17 protein-coding genes are annotated in these 15,529 nt (G+C 62.5%); 2 read left to right on the forward strand and 15 right to left on the reverse strand.

The genetic code is table 11. The features are described from left to right. Positions 1-42: 42 nt before the first annotated feature. The 8 genes from ISG32_RS05405 to rpsP form a co-directional block, all read right to left on the reverse strand. Positions 43-2,370: an IPTL-CTERM sorting domain-containing protein gene (locus tag ISG32_RS05405; protein WP_194770004.1), complete on the reverse strand. Its 2,328-nt coding sequence runs from the start codon at positions 2,368-2,370 to the stop codon at positions 43-45. 403 nt (positions 2,371-2,773) lie between these two features. Then, positions 2,774-3,505 (reverse strand): response regulator transcription factor, encoded by a 732-nt coding sequence (locus tag ISG32_RS05410; RefSeq protein ID WP_194770005.1) that lies wholly within the window; start codon positions 3,503-3,505, stop codon positions 2,774-2,776. Between the two features lie 137 nt (positions 3,506-3,642). Beyond that, a complete protein-coding gene (locus ISG32_RS05415) occupies positions 3,643-4,632 on the reverse strand; it encodes a CobD/CbiB family protein (RefSeq protein ID WP_194770006.1) in 990 nt (329 codons plus the stop codon). A gap of 84 nt (positions 4,633-4,716) precedes the next feature. After that, complete coding sequence (locus ISG32_RS05420; protein ID WP_194770007.1) at positions 4,717-5,490, reverse strand: CoA pyrophosphatase; 774 nt, start codon at positions 5,488-5,490, stop codon at positions 4,717-4,719. Positions 5,491-5,558: 68 nt separating this feature from the next. Then, positions 5,559-5,939, reverse strand: a complete 381-nt coding sequence (rplS, locus tag ISG32_RS05425) for a 50S ribosomal protein L19 (protein ID WP_194770008.1) — start codon at positions 5,937-5,939, stop codon at positions 5,559-5,561. Between the two features lie 146 nt (positions 5,940-6,085). Then, complete coding sequence (trmD, locus tag ISG32_RS05430; RefSeq protein ID WP_194770009.1) at positions 6,086-6,853, reverse strand: tRNA (guanosine(37)-N1)-methyltransferase TrmD; 768 nt, start codon at positions 6,851-6,853, stop codon at positions 6,086-6,088. A 17-nt stretch (positions 6,854-6,870) separates the two neighbouring features. Beyond that, a complete protein-coding gene (rimM, locus tag ISG32_RS05435; protein ID WP_194770010.1) occupies positions 6,871-7,449 on the reverse strand; it encodes a ribosome maturation factor RimM in 579 nt (192 codons plus the stop codon). Between the two features lie 375 nt (positions 7,450-7,824). Further along, positions 7,825-8,076 carry a 30S ribosomal protein S16 gene (gene rpsP, locus ISG32_RS05440; RefSeq protein ID WP_194770011.1) on the reverse strand — a complete coding sequence of 84 codons (252 nt, stop codon included), beginning with the start codon at positions 8,074-8,076 and terminating at the stop codon, positions 7,825-7,827. Between the two features lie 148 nt (positions 8,077-8,224). Between rpsP and ISG32_RS05445 the strand changes: the two genes are divergently transcribed. Then, the gene (locus ISG32_RS05445) at positions 8,225-8,752 is read left to right on the forward strand and encodes a GNAT family N-acetyltransferase (protein WP_194770012.1); all 528 of its coding nucleotides are present in this window, start codon (positions 8,225-8,227) and stop codon (positions 8,750-8,752) included. Between the two features lie 66 nt (positions 8,753-8,818). Then, a complete protein-coding gene (locus ISG32_RS05450; protein WP_194770013.1) occupies positions 8,819-9,349 on the forward strand; it encodes a TM2 domain-containing protein in 531 nt (176 codons plus the stop codon). A gap of 76 nt (positions 9,350-9,425) precedes the next feature. Here ISG32_RS05450 and ISG32_RS05455 read toward each other — a convergent pair whose 3' ends face one another. The 7 genes from ISG32_RS05455 to ISG32_RS05485 form a co-directional block, all read right to left on the reverse strand. After that, positions 9,426-10,439 carry an inorganic phosphate transporter gene (locus ISG32_RS05455; RefSeq protein ID WP_194770014.1) on the reverse strand — a complete coding sequence of 338 codons (1,014 nt, stop codon included), beginning with the start codon at positions 10,437-10,439 and terminating at the stop codon, positions 9,426-9,428. Between the two features lie 49 nt (positions 10,440-10,488). Further along, complete coding sequence (locus ISG32_RS05460) at positions 10,489-11,136, reverse strand: DUF47 domain-containing protein (RefSeq protein ID WP_194770015.1); 648 nt, start codon at positions 11,134-11,136, stop codon at positions 10,489-10,491. A 189-nt stretch (positions 11,137-11,325) separates the two neighbouring features. Continuing rightward, positions 11,326-11,688, reverse strand: a complete 363-nt coding sequence (locus tag ISG32_RS05465; protein ID WP_194770016.1) for a DMT family protein — start codon at positions 11,686-11,688, stop codon at positions 11,326-11,328. A gap of 137 nt (positions 11,689-11,825) precedes the next feature. Next, complete coding sequence (locus tag ISG32_RS05470) at positions 11,826-12,542, reverse strand: ABC transporter ATP-binding protein (RefSeq protein WP_194770017.1); 717 nt, start codon at positions 12,540-12,542, stop codon at positions 11,826-11,828. Positions 12,543-12,544: 2 nt separating this feature from the next. After that, positions 12,545-13,336 carry an ABC transporter ATP-binding protein gene (locus tag ISG32_RS05475; RefSeq protein WP_194770018.1) on the reverse strand — a complete coding sequence of 264 codons (792 nt, stop codon included), beginning with the start codon at positions 13,334-13,336 and terminating at the stop codon, positions 12,545-12,547. A gap of 51 nt (positions 13,337-13,387) precedes the next feature. Then, entirely contained in the window at positions 13,388-14,470 is a 1,083-nt protein-coding gene (locus ISG32_RS05480; RefSeq protein ID WP_194770019.1) for an ABC transporter permease subunit, read from the reverse strand. A gap of 13 nt (positions 14,471-14,483) precedes the next feature. After that, positions 14,484-15,413: a branched-chain amino acid ABC transporter permease gene (locus tag ISG32_RS05485; RefSeq protein ID WP_194770020.1), complete on the reverse strand. Its 930-nt coding sequence runs from the start codon at positions 15,411-15,413 to the stop codon at positions 14,484-14,486. Positions 15,414-15,529: the final 116 nt, after the last annotated feature.

The following is a 15,529-nucleotide window of genomic DNA, read 5'->3' on the forward strand; positions in this document are numbered from 1 at the left end:
CCATCGATCCAGCCCTGGGCGACTCAGCGCGACGCTGTCCGCTCAACGCTGGCGGCGACGCATCGTCACCACCGCAGCCAGAGCCAGCAGTCCTGCCATCAGCATCTGCCCCCACTGCGACAGCGTGGGCACTGGCGTGGGAACGGGGGCGTCGCTGACCGTCACATCCTGTGTCGCCGTCGCACCGGCGGTCGTACCGGTCGCCGTGGTCGTACCGGTTTTCGCCAGCGTTCCACTGGCCTCGCAGGTCACCACGGCCCCCTCCGCAATGGTGTCACCCTGCGCCCACGCGGCCCCGTTCGGGCTGATCGTGCACGCACCCTGGGTCACGCCCTGGGGCAGCCCCGTCGCCACGCAACTCGTGCCTGTCGTCGCATCCGCCGTGCCGATGTTGCTGCACGTGAAGCTGCCCTTGTAGGGACGGCCGACCACGCCGCTCGCGGGAAGACCCGACACATTGACCACCAGATTTGGCGCTGCGGGCACGAGCGCCAGCAGCAGCGTGGCGGTGTCGTTCGACGCATTGGTGTCGCCGGTGGCGCTGGTGTGTCCAACGACAGTGGCTCGCGACATCGCGTTGACGTTGCCACCCACCTCGCAGGTCACCACTTCGCCGCCAGGCACCGCACTGCCCGCCGACCATGCCGCGGCATTCGGGCTGATCGCGCAGGCTCCCTGGCTTACGCCCGGGGGCAGTCCAGCCACCGTGCACGTGGTGCCGCTTGTGGCGGCCACGCTGCCGACGTTGGTGCATGTGAAGCTGCCTGCATAAGGCTTGCCGATCACGCCGCTCACGGGAAGGCCCTTGAGCTCCACCGCCATGTCCGGTTCGGCGACGCTCACCGACTTGCTGGCGCGGTTGTTGGTTGCATCGCCATCATTGCTCCCGCCCGTGTTCACCTCCACCGGACCGGTACCTGCCCCCGTGACCGTGCCGCTCACCGGGCAGGTCACGGTCGCTGCCGGCGGCACGCTGCTGCCCGCCGCCCAGTTGGCGGCGGGTGTGGACGGCGTGATCGTGCACTGCCCTGCGGTGACGCCCCGTGGCAGACCGGTCACGGCGCAGTTGGCCGCGAGGGCCGTGGTCGCGCCCTGATTGGTGCACGAATAGCTTCCGCTGTAGCTCGCGCCCACCACTGCGGTGGTCGGCAATTGGCTCAGATCCGGCACCATGTCGGCCAACAGCGCTGTCTTGACCAGCGGCCCGAGCAGGGCCGGCACGCTGTCGCCCGCAATCGGATAAGTGCCATTGTTGAGCTGGTCCGCAGACGTGTCACCGGGCACCAGAACCGTCATCTGGAACGTGCCGGACTCGCCCGGCGCCAACGTGCCGATACTGCAGGAAGCCGCCGCGCCTGCAGTGGCCGGCGCCGTGCAGGCGCCTCCGCCCACGCTCGGTGAACCGATGGATACGAAGCTGGTCGTCTTGGGCGCCTTGTCGGTCGTCTGCGGCATCGACGGCTGGACGATGACGTTGTTGACCGGAACGTCGCCGTTGTTGGTGTAGGTGTATTCGTAGGTCACCTGAGTCGAGCCGTCCGCACCCGTGTGCCGCATGACGGCGGTCGGCCCCGAAGCCGTCACCCAAAGACTGGCGCCGCTGACGCCGGACTGCATGCGCACATTGTTCAAGTACACCGCCCCGGTGTGCCCCGTCTTGCCGCAACCCGCAGCAATCACGCGCAGCGTGATCTGGTCGCCCGGCTTCACCTGTTGGGCGTCGAGTGGAATGTCGAACGCCTGCCAGTCGGTGTAGGTGACTTCGCTGTTCTTGGACAGCTTCCACGGAATGCCGGGCTGATTGGCGAAGTTGAAGGTGCTGAACAGCGTCGTGCCGTCGGCCTTCGTGATCTCGATGAAGAAATAGGGCTGCTCGTTTTCTTCGTGATCGTCGGGAGCCTCGAGCACCGGAGCTGCGGTGAAGCGGACATGCACCTTCCCATCGGCATCCACGTCCGATGCGGCGATCGTGATCTGCTGCTCGATGGAACTGGCCTTGCGGTTCTTGCCGCTGCTATTGTCCGAAGTGTGGACAAGGGCGACCCGGTCCGACCAGGTCAGGAGGTTGTCGGTGGTTTTGTCGGCACCCGCGTTGCGCACCGTGGAGAGGTCGCCTGCCGACGATCTCGTCAGGCCCAGATCGGCCGACTTGGTCGGAGGGAATGTGGTGATGGTCTTTGGAATTTCCCAACCGAAGCGCGTCCAACCCTCAAAGGCCGTGACCGATTCGAAGTTGCCATTGCTGAATTCCGCATGCGCCGCAGGTGCCAGCATCAGGCCGCAGGAGCACAGGGCCAACGTCATGCGGCTCCAGCGTCGCCATGGAAGGGACCGAGCGCTGTCCTGGGAATCAAAGGGGATGGTGTTCATCAGATATCTCCTCAAGTTGCTTTGAAAAATCGACCGGCAAAGCGCTGCCCTGCTCGGCAGAGGCCATGCATGAAAAAAGTCACGTGGGAGAAAGCGATGCGACCGCGCAAAGCGCGTGCAGGTGGCGAATCGGGCCGTGATGGAGCCCGCTCAACCTTGTTGTTGCTTTATAGGATTTGCCTTCTCATGTAATAAATTATTGCAACCGCTCAGTTCTGACGCCATATACCAAACACCACCAAAACTCACCGTCCGAAAAAAATTTCCAGATAGGTATACATCTTTGGTATGCAAAAACTATCGATGCGACCGCACGCATCCCGCACGACGAAATCGCGCTGGATGAAGCTCAGTGAGGAGGATGTGGGAAAGAGGTGGGGAAGCGAAAAAGGACGGCGCGGGCTCAGTTCAGAAACACCAGTCCCTTGCCGAAGATGGCGCGCACCGGCAAGGCCGAGCCGGTTTCCAGCAGCGTCTTGCGACGCACGCGCGCCAGATGGGATTCGACGCCATGCACGCCGTCTTCGTCGTCCGTATAACCAAGTTGCCGGACCAGATCAGACTTGCTCACGATGGCGCCACCGGCCGCCATGAGGCAGTGCATCAGCTCGAACTCGCTGCCCGTCAGCCGTACGGCCGACATGTCCGGAGCGACCAGCTTCGACGCGCGGCGGTCAAGCCGCCACGACATCGCGGCCGCAGCCGCTGCCTGACGCAGATCGGACTCCCGCGTGGGAATGGCCGACACGTGCTGCTGCCTGTAACGCAACTGCGAACGGATGCCCGCGAAGAGTTCATTCATGTCGGCAGGCTTGACGAAATACTGCAGCGCGCCCGCATTCAATCCTTGAATGCGGCTCTCCGAATCGCCACGCCCCGTCAGCGCGATCACCGGCACGTTCTGCTCGGAAAGAATGCGGATCAGGTTCAGCCCGTTCTGACCGGGCAGCCCCAGATCGACGACCACCAGATCGGTTTTCTCCTGCAGCAGACGCACGTAGAAATGCTCTACCGACTCCACGCCCCAGACACGCAGCCCTGCCTTCTTCAGAAAGCTGCAGACATTGGCACGGGTGTCCTCGTCGTCTTCAACGACGGTGATCGTGGGTACGGAAGTGGATGGGATCGAAGTCATTTCAATTGGAAGCATATAACATATTCAGTTACCAATCGATAGCAATCCCGCCCTATTCCCTACTCCAAAGTCACGAAGCACATTTGTTTACAAATCCGAATGATGCGTATCAAGACGGCCCGTGCCGAGCCAGCGCATCAGCCCAGCAGGCGCGCAAACGACAGCAGCGCGAGCAGCAGCATCCACACGACCACCGAGCGCCAGACCAGGCCGACGACACTGCGCAGATGCGAGACCTCAGGCTCTCGGCCCGGGGTGCTGGCGCTGTCGCCGAGGTCAGGATCGGCCTCCCAGCCCTGAGTCGAACCGACCTCCGACTTGAGGCGCAGCGCCTCGCCGCCCAGACGCACATTGATTGCGCCTGAAGTGGCCGCGAGAATCACGCCGTCGTTGTCGTTCGGGAAACGCTGCGCATGAAAGCGCCAGCCGTCGATGGCCTCCTCGAAGCTGCCGACGACCGCGAAGCTCAGGGCCGTCAAGCGCGCGGGCAGCCAGTCGATGACCATCCAGGCCTTGGCGGCGGCCTGCTGCAGCGGCGCGCTGGCGGGGTGGGTCGCGAGCGCCCGGCTGCGCGGTGACCAGTAGCGGGCGACGAACTCGGCCATCCGATAGAGCACCGCGCCGGTGGGCCCTAGGCCCAAAGCCGCCAGCACCGAAAACCATGCCAGCACGCCGAACACATGGCGGTGAGCGGCGATCACGCAGAACTCGATCACATGGCGCACGACCTCGCTGCGCGGCAGTTCACCGACTTCCACCTGCTTCCATTCGGCCAGACGCGCGCGGGCGCGATCGGCATCGCCCTCCTCCAGCGCATCGCGGATGCCGGTGAAGTGGTAGCTGAACTGGCGAAAGCCGAGCGTGAAATACAGCACGGCCACATTCCACAGCAGCGCCACGGGCCAGCCGATCCAGTGCGCCAGCGCCCAATACACGCCCAGCGCGACGGCCGAAGGCACCAGCACCGCGATGCACCAGGCCACCCAGCCGTGCACCGTGGTTCCAGTATCGAAATTGCGACTGACCGACAGAGCCCATGCGCGCGGTCCTGCATGGATGGGATCACTGCGCGACAGGGGTCGGGCCTGCTCTATGAGCAAGGCGAACAGGATGGCAAAAAAACTCATGGGCGCCATCATACTGGCGCAGATTCCGAGACAACGTTTTTCAGACGGGCGCGGACAAAAATTCTGCGATCCGAAAATCCGTCATCAGGCCATCATGAAACGGTAGAAATTGCGCAGCATGCCGGCCGTCGCGCCCCAGATGTAGCGCTCGTTCGCACCATCCTGATAGGGCATCGCGTACCACTCGCGGCGCAGGCCCTGCCACTCCATGTAGTGGCGCTCGTGGTGGCGCGGGTCGAGCAGAAAGGCAAGCGGCACCTCGAACACGTCGGCCACCTCGTCGGGATTGGGCGTGAGCGTGAAGCCCGGGTGCACCAGCGCGACCACCGGCGTCACGTTGAACGCGGTCACCGTCACATAGGTGTTGAGATGGCCCAGCACCTCGACAAAACGGTGTTCGATGCCGACCTCTTCCGTGGTCTCGCGCAGGGCCGTGCCATTGGGGCCACCATCGCCCGGATCGGCCTTGCCGCCGGGAAACGCGATCTGCCCCGAATGCTTGTTCAGCCGGGTGGTGCGCTGGGTAAGCAGCACCGTCGGCTGCTCGCGCATGATGATGGGGATCAGCACCGAGGCGTCGGCCGGTTCGCGGTCGACGACGCCGCGATCACGCAGCACGTCGGGCGTCCAGACTGGCGGCGAGGCAAAGCGTGCACGCAGCGCATCGGGAGTCATTGCACCGGAAACCACGGCCGGCAAGTGCGCATCCACCCCGGCGATGGGAGCCATGCGCGGATCGAAGTTGGGAATGCTGGAAAGCTGCAGCTCTTCTGGCCGGATGGCGGCGGAGACAGCGGGAGCAGGAACAGGAGCAGAAAAGGAGGTCACAACCGTCGTTCGTCTTTGTTGCCTGGCCATGAAAAAAGCCGCTACAGGCTTCACGCACTGTAGCGGCTTTTCGCGAGACTCGCAGAAGCGGCGTTGAATTACGCTGCTTCGACAGCCTTGACGCGCGAAGGCAGCTTTTCCTTGATACGCGCCGACTTGCCGCTGCGCTCACGCAGGTAGTACAGCTTGGCACGACGCACGTCACCACGGCGCTTCACTTCGATGCTGGCGATCAGAGGGGAGTAAGTCTGGAACGTACGCTCCACACCTTCGCCGCTCGAGATCTTGCGCACGGTGAAACCGCTGTTCAGGCCACGGTTGCGCTTGGCAATCACCACGCCTTCGTAAGCCTGCACACGCTTGCGGGTACCTTCCACCACGTTCACGCTCACGATGACGGTGTCACCAGGGGCGAAAGCGGGGATGGTCTTGTTCAAGCGAGCGATTTCTTCCTGCTCGAGAGTCTGAATCAGATTCATGATTTCTTCCAAACGATCGTGTCCGCGCCAAGATTGGCTTGATGCCCGGATTGGCATCTTTGTGGCTCAAAGCGGGTGTGCAAATCCAGGTTTGCGCACCTGTCGGGCTTGAAGAGCGGCCGGCCAGAGGATCGAAAAGCCTTTGATTATAACAACTTGGGCAATTTCGCCAAGTACGCCTCGTCCGCCTTGTTCAGAGCCCCCTTTTCGCGGGCCGCGTCGATCAGTTCCGGGCGGTGTCTGGCCGAGAGCGTCAGCCGCTGATCCCGGCGCCAGCGCTCGATCTGCGCATGGTGGCCCGACAGCAGCGCGGCCGGCACACTCTCACCCTGCCACTCTTCGGGGCGGGTGTAGTGCGGATTGTCCAGAAGCCCGTCCAGTGCGGGATTGAAGCTATCAAATTGATGGCTTCCGTCGTCGTGCAGCACGCCGGGTTGCAGCCGCGCAACAGCATCGATCAGCGCCATCGCCGGAATCTCGCCGCCCGAGAGCACAAAATCCCCGAGACTGATCTGCCGGTTCACGAACCGGTCGATGAAGCGCTGATCGACGCCCTCATACCTGCCGCAGAGCAGCACCGCCCCCGAACTTGCGGACCATGCCTCGACAGAAGAGTGAGTGAGCGCTCGCCCAATCGGCGAAAAAAGCACCAGCGGCGCTTGCGTTTCAACGCTTTCGGCCCGATCCGAACGGATCGCCTCGAGACAGCGCGCGAGCGGCTCGGCCATCATCACCATGCCAGGGCCACCACCGAACGGCCGGTCATCGACACGCCGGTAATTGCCTTCGGCATGGTCGCGTGGATTCCAGAGGCGCACGTCGACCTGCTTGCTCTGGTAGGCGCGCCGCGTCACGCCGCTTTCTAGAAACGGGGCGAACAGTTCGGGAAACAGCGTGATGATGTCAAAGCGCATGACGACCTGCCCGCTCCTCAATAGTCCGGCTGCCAGTCGACGGTGATCCGGCGCCCTTGAATGTCCACCTTGTCCACGAAGGCCGAGACAAACGGAATCATGCGCTCCAGCGGCTTGCCGCCCTCGACCTCCTGAGACAACACCAGCGTGGTCTGTGGCCCGGTCGCCATCAGATCCTTGACGACGCCAAGGTTCACGCCCTCGCGGTTCTGCACGTCGAGACCGATCAGATCGACCCAGTAGTACTCATCCTCGGCCGCCTTCGGAAAATCCGCCCGGGCAATGAAGATCCGCGCTCCGCGCAACGCTTCAGCGCCATTGCGGTCCGGAATCTCCTCGGCCGTGGCCACGATCGAGTCCGAATGCTCCCGCGCCTGCTTCACCGTCAGCAGCACCGTACCGGAAAAAAAGCTCTTCGCCCCCTTCTCGGACGGCTGCAGATACCAGGTGCCGCCGCTCAACAACGCCTCGGGATGGGTGCTGTAGGGCACGATCTTGAACCAGCCCTTGATGCCCCAGGCCTCACCGATGCGCCCTACTTCGACGGCATCGGAAGGCAGAGCAGCGGATTGCAAAACGGGAAGTTCAGCGGGCATAGGAAAAGAAAGGGAAAAGAAAAAGAAAAAACTACCGGACAAGAAAGCCAACAACAGCCCCCTCACCCCAGCCCTCTCCCGCAAGCGGGCGAGGGAGCAAGACCAACATGCAGCCAGAGCGGGCCAATAGCGCCCGACGGGCACAAAAGCCACAGCCCCAACGGCAAGACAGCCCCTCAGGCTAGGCGTCTCACGCGCAGACAGTACTCATGTACGGCAAGCGTGAGCAACGACGCATGAGGGGCTGTATTGCCGCCTCAAAACGACCCGCCATCGAAGCCAAAGGCTTCGTAGAACCAGCAAACCAAACAACAATAAAAAAAGCGGACTCCGTCGGCAAAACCAACGAAACCCGCTTTTTGGAAGCGCTAGTGCTTAGGCAGCGGCCTTGGCACCTTGCTTGATCAGACGATCAACGGTAGGCGAAGCCTGTGCGCCAACGCTCTTCCAGTAGGTCAGACGGTCTTGAGCAATGCGCAGACCCTCTTCACCTTCCTTGGCGGAAGGATTGTAGAAGCCCAGACGCTCGATGAAGCGACCATCGCGACGAATGCGCTTGTCAGCCACAACGATGTTGAAGAACGGACGGCCCTTGGAGCCGCCGCGGGAGAGTCGAATAACGACCATAATGAATCCTTCGGGTGGAAAAGCAGTTACCACCGATATGTTTTGGCAACTGCCAAGGTTTTTCCTGCTGCGATTGAGACACGCGACATGGCCACCCGGCCAGCGACACGCAGCAAAGTCCGCAATTATAGCCAGTTCCTGGAAAAAGATGCTCAACATTCGTGCAAGTCGGGAAAATGACATCCCGACCATCACCTCCATCTACCGCCATCATGTCCTGCACGGCACCGGAACCTTCGAGATCGATCCCCCCACGGAAGCCGACATGACCCAGCGCCGCGCCGACGTGCTGGGCAAAGGCCTGCCATGGCTGGTGGCGGAAAACAGCGACACCCAGGAGATCGTCGGCTACGCCTACTGCAACTGGTTCAAGCCGCGCCCGGCCTACCGCTTTTCGGCGGAAGACTCCATCTACGTGGCCGACTCCGCACGCGGCCAGGGCGTGGGCCGCCAGCTCCTCGACGCCCTGAGCGTCGCCGCCGAACAGGCCGGCGTGCGCCGTTTGCTCGCGGTGATCGGTGACTCGGCGAATGCCGGATCGATCGGCGTACATGCCGCCGCGGGCTTCAGCCATGCGGGAGTACTGCGCTCCACTGGATGGAAGTTCGGACAATGGCTAGATATCGTGCTCATGGATAAACCCCTGGGAGACGGGGATACCACAGCCCCGGAGTGAGCGCGCCTCGCCGACAATCCGGCCATTCGCCCCTCCCCAAAGAAAAGAAAAGAAAACACCCGAGACATGAAAGCAACACAAGCCGCAGAGGCCTCAGAAGCAACAGCTGGCACAGCCGCTCCAGCAGCCGCCACCAAGATCAAGATCAAGAGCAAGAGCAAGACTGTCGCCGCCTGGCTGGCGTTTCTCGGCGGACCGCTGGGCCTGCACCGCTTCTACCTCTATGGACTGTTCGACACGCTGGGCTGGATGCTGCCGATTCCCACGGCGCTCGGCGTGTACGGCATCCAGCGGGTGATGGAGTACGGTCAGGACGACCAGTTCAGCTGGCTGCTCATCCCGTTGCTGGGCTTCACCTTCGCGGGCTGCGCGCTGCGAGGCATTCTGTACGGGCTGATGACGCCCGAAAAGTGGAACGCGCGCTTCAATCCTCAGGCTGCACCGGACGCACCCGACGGACAGACGCGCTGGGCCACCATCTTCGCCATTGCGCTGGCGCTGCTTGTCGGCACCACCGTTCTCATGGCCAGCATCGCTTTCAGCTTTCAGCGCTACTTTGAATACCAGATCGAAGAGGCGCGCAAGATTTCTCAATGAGCCGTCAATAGCAAGCCTCAAAGCAAAAGCGCCAGACCCTTGCGGTTCTGGCGCTTTTTTATTCCAGCCATCAACTTCAGACGAACAGCTGCAGACTGATCCAGTAGGCGATGGCCGCGACGAAGGCACTGGCCGGGATCGTCAGAATCCACGCCCAGACGATGTTGCCCGCCACACCCCAGCGCACGGCGCTTGCGCGTTGCGTAGAACCAACGCCCACAATGGCGCCCGTGATGGTGTGGGTCGTGGAGACCGGAACGCCCATCGCGGTGGCGATGAACAGCGTCAGCGCGCCACCGGTTTCGGCGCAGAAGCCGCCGACGGGCTTGAGCTTGGTGATTTTCTGGCCCATGGTCTTGACGATGCGCCAGCCGCCGAACATCGTGCCCATGCCGATAGCCATGTAGCAGCTGATGATGGTCCACAGCGGTGGCGATGCATCGCCCGCCGAGGTGTAGCCGGTGGCGATCAGCATCATCCAGATGATGCCGATGGTCTTCTGCGCGTCGTTGCCGCCGTGGCCGAGGCTGTAGGCGCCGGCGGAGACCAGCTGCAGACGACGGAACCACTTGTCGACCTTGCTCGGACGGCTGCGGCGGAAGGCCCAGGCGACGATCACCATCATGATGGAGCCGAGCAGAAAGCCGAGCAGCGGCGAGATGAAGATGAACGCGACGGTCTTGAGAATGCCGCCCGCCACGAGCGCGCCGGCGCCGGACTTGGCGATCACCGAGCCGACGATGCCGCCGATCAGCGCGTGCGACGAGCTGCTGGGGATGCCGTAGTACCAGGTGATCACGTTCCATGTGATGGCGCCGACCAAGGCGCCGAACACCACATGGGTGTCGACGATCCCCGGCTGGACGATGCCCTTGCCGACGGTCGCCGCCACGCTCAGGTGGAAAATGAAGATCGCGATGAAGTTGAAGAACGCCGCGAACACGACGGCCTGGGTTGGCTTGAGCACGCCCGTGGAGACCACGGTCGCAATGGAGTTGGCCGCGTCATGAAAGCCATTCATGAAGTCGAACAACAGGGCCAGCGCGACCAAGACGATCACGACCCATAGGGCTGCTTGTACTGTTTCCATGCTGATGAGGAGTTGATGCCGGAATTCGGGCGGGTTCGCCGAATCGGCTTCAGGAGTTCTCGAGGATCACACCCTCGATGAGATTGGCGACGTCTTCACACTTGTCGGTGATCGTTTCGAGCAGCTCGTAGATCGCCTTGAGCTTGATGACTTCGCGCACATCGGGCTCTTCGCGGAACAGCTTGCTCATGGCGCTGCGCATCACGCGATCGGCATCGCCTTCGAGGCGGTCGATTTCTTCGCAAGTCTTGAGCGCTGCCTCGGCGACGGCCGGGTCGGCAATGCGCGACAGCAGCTTGACGGCGTCCTGCACGCGCTCGCAGCACTTGAGGCTCAGATCGGTGAGACGGGTGATTTCATCCGTCATGTGATGGACGTCGTACAGCGCCATGGTTTCGGCCGAATCCTGAATCAGGTCGGCGACATCGTCCATCGTGTTGATCAGCGAGTGGATCTGTTCGCGGTCGATGGGGGTGATGAAGGTCTTGTGCAGGGTGCGGTTGACTTCATGGGTCACGCGGTCAGCGGCGCGCTCGGCGTTGTCCACGTCCTGGTTGTACTTGTCGCGCAGATGCGGGTCGTTGTAATTGGCCACCAACTGCGAGAACGCACGCGCTGCCTCGACGATGCGATCCGCATGCTGATTGAACATCTCGAAAAAATTGCCCTCCTGGGGCAACAGCTTTCCAAACAACATGCGAACTCCTGAGGCAGCCTTTGGTCACCAATTGTAACAATTTGACAGTCCGGTGACATCTTCGTGAAAGATGGAAGTTTAACCGGGCAGGCCCCCGGCCTCTGACCCAAAAGACCAATATCCCTGCGTATCTATCTTGACATTGGGCAGCGCTCAACAGGTTTGGTGTTAGAAGAGCCCGTCATTTCCTTATGCACTGCGGAATATGAAGAACACGGCGCCGACCATGCAGAGCCCTGCCCAGAGATAGTCGAGCTTGAGCGGTTGCCCCATGTAGAACACCGCGAACGGCACGAAGACGGTGAGCGTGATGACTTCCTGCAGTATTTTGAGCTGACCGAGCGACATGGTGGTCGCTCCGATGCGGTTGGCGGGTACCTGCAGCAGATATTCGAACAGCGCGATCCCCCAGCTGATCAACGCCGCGATGTACCACGGCGAGGTGCTCAGGTTCTTCAGGTGCCCGTACCAGGCGAAGGTCATGAACACGTTGCTGGCCAGCAGCAACAGAATGGTTTGCAGGGGAATCGGGAGGGACTGGAGAAATTGCATGATGCCGATGCTTCGCGCGTGGGAGGCTGCAATGTAGCGCAGGCCGCAGGTGCCCCGCGTCAGCCGACCCCCTGCCCTGCGGAAGGAGAGGGTGCGGCCAGCACGGCGCCGCCCGAATCACTGCCCTATTCGCTGCTTTATTCGCCGAGGTAGGCGGCGCGCACGCGCGGGTCGTGCAGCAGGGTCTCGCCCTCGCCCGTCATGGTGATGATGCCGGACTCCATCACATAGCCGCGATTGGCCATCTGCAGAGCGCGGCTGGCGTTCTGCTCCACCAACAGGATGGTGACGCCGAGCTTGTAGACGTCGCCGATCACCTCGAAGATCTTGTCCACCATGATGGGCGACAGTCCCATGGACGGCTCGTCGAGCAGCAGCACCTTGGGCCGGCTCATCAGCGCGCGGCCCATCGCGAGCATCTGCTGCTCGCCGCCGGACATGGTGCCGGCTAGCTGGTCCTTGCGTTCGCGCAGTCGCGGGAAGATGTTGAACATGCGCTCGATGTCGTCCTTGATGCCGGCCGCATCGTCGCGCGTGTAGGCACCCATCTGCAGGTTCTCGGTGATGGTCATGCGCGCGAACACGCCGCGGCCTTCGGGCACCATGACGAGGCCCTCACGCACCAGATCCCATGCGCCCTTGCCCTTGATGCTCTTGCCGAGATACTGGATGTCGCCCTCGTTCATCGGCAGCAGGCCGGTGATGGCCTTCATCGTCGTCGTCTTGCCCGCGCCGTTGGAGCCGATGAGCGAGACCAGCTCGCCCTCGCGCACCTCCATGTCCACGCCCTTCACCGCCTGAATGCCACCATAGGCTACGCGCAGGCCGCTCACTTTCAACAGAATTTCGGCCATGCTCAATGTCCTCCGGTGCCCAGATAGGCCTCAATCACTTTTTCGTTCTTCTGCACTTCGGCAGGCGTGCCTTCGGCAATCTGCTTTCCGTAGTCGAGCACGGTCACGCGGTCGCACAGGCCCATCACCAGCTTCACGTCATGTTCGATCAGCAGGATGGTGCGGTTGTCGTTGCGGATGCGGTCGATGAGCTCGCGCAGCTGCACCTTCTCGGTCGCGTTCATGCCGGCGGCCGGTTCGTCGAGTGCAATGAGCTGCGGATCGGTGGCGAGCGCCCGCGCGATCTCGAGGCGTCGCTGGTCGCCGTAGGACAGCGTGCGCGCCTTGAATTCGGCATATTTGCCGATGCCCACATAGTCGAGCAGTTCCTGGGCGCGCGCGCGGATTTCCGCCTCCTCGCGCTTGAAGCCGGGCGTGCGGAACACCGCGCCGAACAGCCCCGAATGCGTGCGGATGTGCCGCCCGACCATCACGTTCTCGAGCGCCGTCATCTCGGCGAACAGCCGGATGTTCTGGAAGGTGCGCGCGATGCCGGTCTTGGCGACCAGATGCACGGCCGTGGGCTCGTAAGTCTGGCCCGCGAGCGAGAAGCTGCCCGCGTCGGGCGTGTAGAGGCCGGTGATGACGTTGAAGAACGTGGTCTTGCCCGCGCCGTTGGGGCCGATCAGACCGTAGATCTGTCCGCGCCGGATGGTGATGCCCACTTCGGAGAGGGCCTGCAGTCCGCCAAATCGCTTGGACACACCGGCCACCTTGAGCACCACATCGGATGATGTTTCTGCCGTTTCTGCCATATCGTTGCTCTGTTGATTCTGTGAAGTTTCGTAGCTGTTCCGAGGGCTGGCTCAGGTCTTCTGGGGAAGACTCTTGCCATGCTCCGGAGAAGGCCACAGACCGCGCGGACGCAGCAGCATGATGACGATCATCGCCAAGGCGATCAGCAGTTGGCGCAGGATGGAGGCGTCCAGACGTCCGCCGGTCAGGTCCTGCAGCGGACCTGCCACATAGCGCAGCACTTCGGGCAGCGCGGACAGCAGCACCGCGCCCAGAATCACGCCGGGAATATGGCCGATGCCGCCCAGCACCACCATCGCGACGATCATCACCGACTCCATCAGGCTGAAGGATTCTGGCGACACGAAGCCCTGGAAGGCCGCGAACATCGCGCCCGACACGCCGCCGAACGAGGCGCCCATGCCGAAGGCCAGCAGCTTCATGTTGCGGGTGTTGATGCCCATGGCCTTGGCGGCGATTTCGTCCTCGCGGATCGCCATCCAGGCGCGGCCGATGCGCGAGTCCTGCAGGCGGTAGCAGACGATGATGGTCACGATGACCAGCGCAAGGAACAGGTAGTAGTAGAGCGTCACCGAGCTGATGTCGAATCCGAAGATTTCCTGCCGCTTGCCGAGGTTGAGTCCGAAGACCTTGACCGAGTCGATCTCGCCGAGGCCCTTGGGTCCGTTGGTCACGTTGACCGGGTGATCGAGGTTGTTCAGGAAAATGCGGATGATCTCGCCGAAGCCCAGCGTCACGATGGCCAGATAGTCACCGCGCAGCTTGAGCACCGGTATGCCGAGCAGCACCCCCGTACAGGCCGCGAGCAGCAGCGCGAGCGGAATCACCATCCATAGCGACAGGTGCACGCCGTTCGGGAACTGCGCGGCGAACCACGCGAAGTTCTCGCTCAGGTGCGGCGAGGCCAGCAGGCCGAACATGTAGGCACCGACCGCGTAGAAGGCCACGTAGCCGAGGTCCAGCAGACCGGCATAGCCCACCACGATGTTGAGGCCCAGCGCCAGCATCACGTAGAGCAGCGCCAGATCGGCGATGCGCACCCAGGCGTTGCCGAAGTATTGAAGAATCAGCGGCAGCACCAGCAGCGCAATGCCGCCCAGCACCCAGTTGATGGTCTTGTTGTTCTTGCTCATGGTCGTGCTTCCTTCAGGCGCGGTCCGCCACGCGTTCACCCAGCAGCCCCGAAGGACGCAGCGTGAGCACGATGATCAGCACGATGAACGCGAAGATGTCGGCGTAGTTGCTGCCCAGCAGACCGCCGGTCAGCTTGCCGAGGTAGCCCGACCCGATGGCTTCGATCAGCCCCAGCAGCAGGCCGCCGACCACCGCACCGGCCAGATTGCCGATGCCGCCGAACACGGCTGCGGTGAAGGCCTTGAGGCCCGGCAGAAAGCCCATCGCGTGCTGGGCCGTGCCGTAGTTCGATGCGTACATGATGCCGGCGATGGCCGCCAGAATCGCGCCGATGATGAAGGTCGCCGAGATCACCATGTCGGGCTTCACGCCCATCAGCGCGGCCACCTTGGGGTTCTCCGCCGTGGCGCGCATCGCTCGGCCGAGCTTGGTGTAGTTCACCAGGTAGACCATGGCCGCGAGCGCGACGACGGTGGTCACCAGGATCAGGATCTGCGTGGGCGTGATCACCGCGCCACCGATGTGGTACGGGTCGGAGGACAGCAGGGTCGGATAGGGTTTGTAGTTGGGCTTCCAGAGGATCATCGCGATCGTCTGCAGCAGGATGGACATGCCGATGGCCGTGATCAGCGGAGCCAGTCGGGGGCTGCCGCGCAGCCGCTTGTAGGCCACTTTTTCGATGGTGAAATTCAGAGCCGCCGCGACGATGCAGGCGATGATCGTGGCGATCAGCAGAATGACCCAGCCCGGTGCGCCGGGCATCGACTCCTGCATCATGCCGATGATGCTCCAACTGGTGAGCGCTCCTATCATGAGCACTTCGCCGTGCGCGAAATTGATCAACTGAATAATGCCGTACACCATCGTGTAGCCAAGGGCTATGAGGGCGTACATGCTGCCGAGAACCAGACCGTTGATGATCTGCTGCAGCAAAATGTCCATAAAGAAAATCCTTCGCGTTTGATGGGCGCGGACCACACCTGCCGACAGTCGAACCAGCCTCAGCCGCAGCCCCGAAGCGCTACTAGCAAAAAACCCGCCAGCCTTTTTGCCTGTGC

It is taken from the genome of Diaphorobacter caeni, assembly GCF_015354245.1.
In the GTDB taxonomy this organism is placed as follows: Bacteria; Pseudomonadota; Gammaproteobacteria; order Burkholderiales; family Burkholderiaceae_C; genus Diaphorobacter_A; species Diaphorobacter_A caeni.

What these genes read in the sequence shown, in the direction of transcription:
- ISG32_RS05465 (WP_194770016.1), bottom strand. Translation starts at nt 11,688, where the DNA reads ATGCAATTTCTCCAGTCCCTCCCGATTCCCCTGCAAACCATTCTGTTG.
- ISG32_RS05410 (WP_194770005.1), bottom strand. Translation starts at nt 3,505, where the DNA reads ATGACTTCGATCCCATCCACTTCCGTACCCACGATCACCGTCGTTGAA.
- ISG32_RS05485 (WP_194770020.1), bottom strand. Translation starts at nt 15,413, where the DNA reads ATGGACATTTTGCTGCAGCAGATCATCAACGGTCTGGTTCTCGGCAGC.
- ISG32_RS05420 (WP_194770007.1), bottom strand. Translation starts at nt 5,490, where the DNA reads ATGGCCAGGCAACAAAGACGAACGACGGTTGTGACCTCCTTTTCTGCT.
- ISG32_RS05470 (WP_194770017.1), bottom strand. Translation starts at nt 12,542, where the DNA reads ATGGCCGAAATTCTGTTGAAAGTGAGCGGCCTGCGCGTAGCCTATGGT.
- ISG32_RS05405 (WP_194770004.1), bottom strand. Translation starts at nt 2,370, where the DNA reads ATGAACACCATCCCCTTTGATTCCCAGGACAGCGCTCGGTCCCTTCCA.
- ISG32_RS05415 (WP_194770006.1), bottom strand. Translation starts at nt 4,632, where the DNA reads ATGAGTTTTTTTGCCATCCTGTTCGCCTTGCTCATAGAGCAGGCCCGA.
- trmD (WP_194770009.1), bottom strand. Translation starts at nt 6,853, where the DNA reads ATGCGCTTTGACATCATCACGCTGTTTCCCGAACTGTTCGCCCCGTTT.
- ISG32_RS05445 (WP_194770012.1), top strand. Translation starts at nt 8,225, where the DNA reads ATGCTCAACATTCGTGCAAGTCGGGAAAATGACATCCCGACCATCACC.
- rplS (WP_194770008.1), bottom strand. Translation starts at nt 5,939, where the DNA reads ATGAATCTGATTCAGACTCTCGAGCAGGAAGAAATCGCTCGCTTGAAC.
- ISG32_RS05480 (WP_194770019.1), bottom strand. Translation starts at nt 14,470, where the DNA reads ATGAGCAAGAACAACAAGACCATCAACTGGGTGCTGGGCGGCATTGCG.
- rimM (WP_194770010.1), bottom strand. Translation starts at nt 7,449, where the DNA reads ATGCCCGCTGAACTTCCCGTTTTGCAATCCGCTGCTCTGCCTTCCGAT.
- rpsP (WP_194770011.1), bottom strand. Translation starts at nt 8,076, where the DNA reads ATGGTCGTTATTCGACTCTCCCGCGGCGGCTCCAAGGGCCGTCCGTTC.
- ISG32_RS05475 (WP_194770018.1), bottom strand. Translation starts at nt 13,336, where the DNA reads ATGGCAGAAACGGCAGAAACATCATCCGATGTGGTGCTCAAGGTGGCC.
- ISG32_RS05450 (WP_194770013.1), top strand. Translation starts at nt 8,819, where the DNA reads ATGAAAGCAACACAAGCCGCAGAGGCCTCAGAAGCAACAGCTGGCACA.
- ISG32_RS05460 (WP_194770015.1), bottom strand. Translation starts at nt 11,136, where the DNA reads ATGTTGTTTGGAAAGCTGTTGCCCCAGGAGGGCAATTTTTTCGAGATG.
- ISG32_RS05455 (WP_194770014.1), bottom strand. Translation starts at nt 10,439, where the DNA reads ATGGAAACAGTACAAGCAGCCCTATGGGTCGTGATCGTCTTGGTCGCG.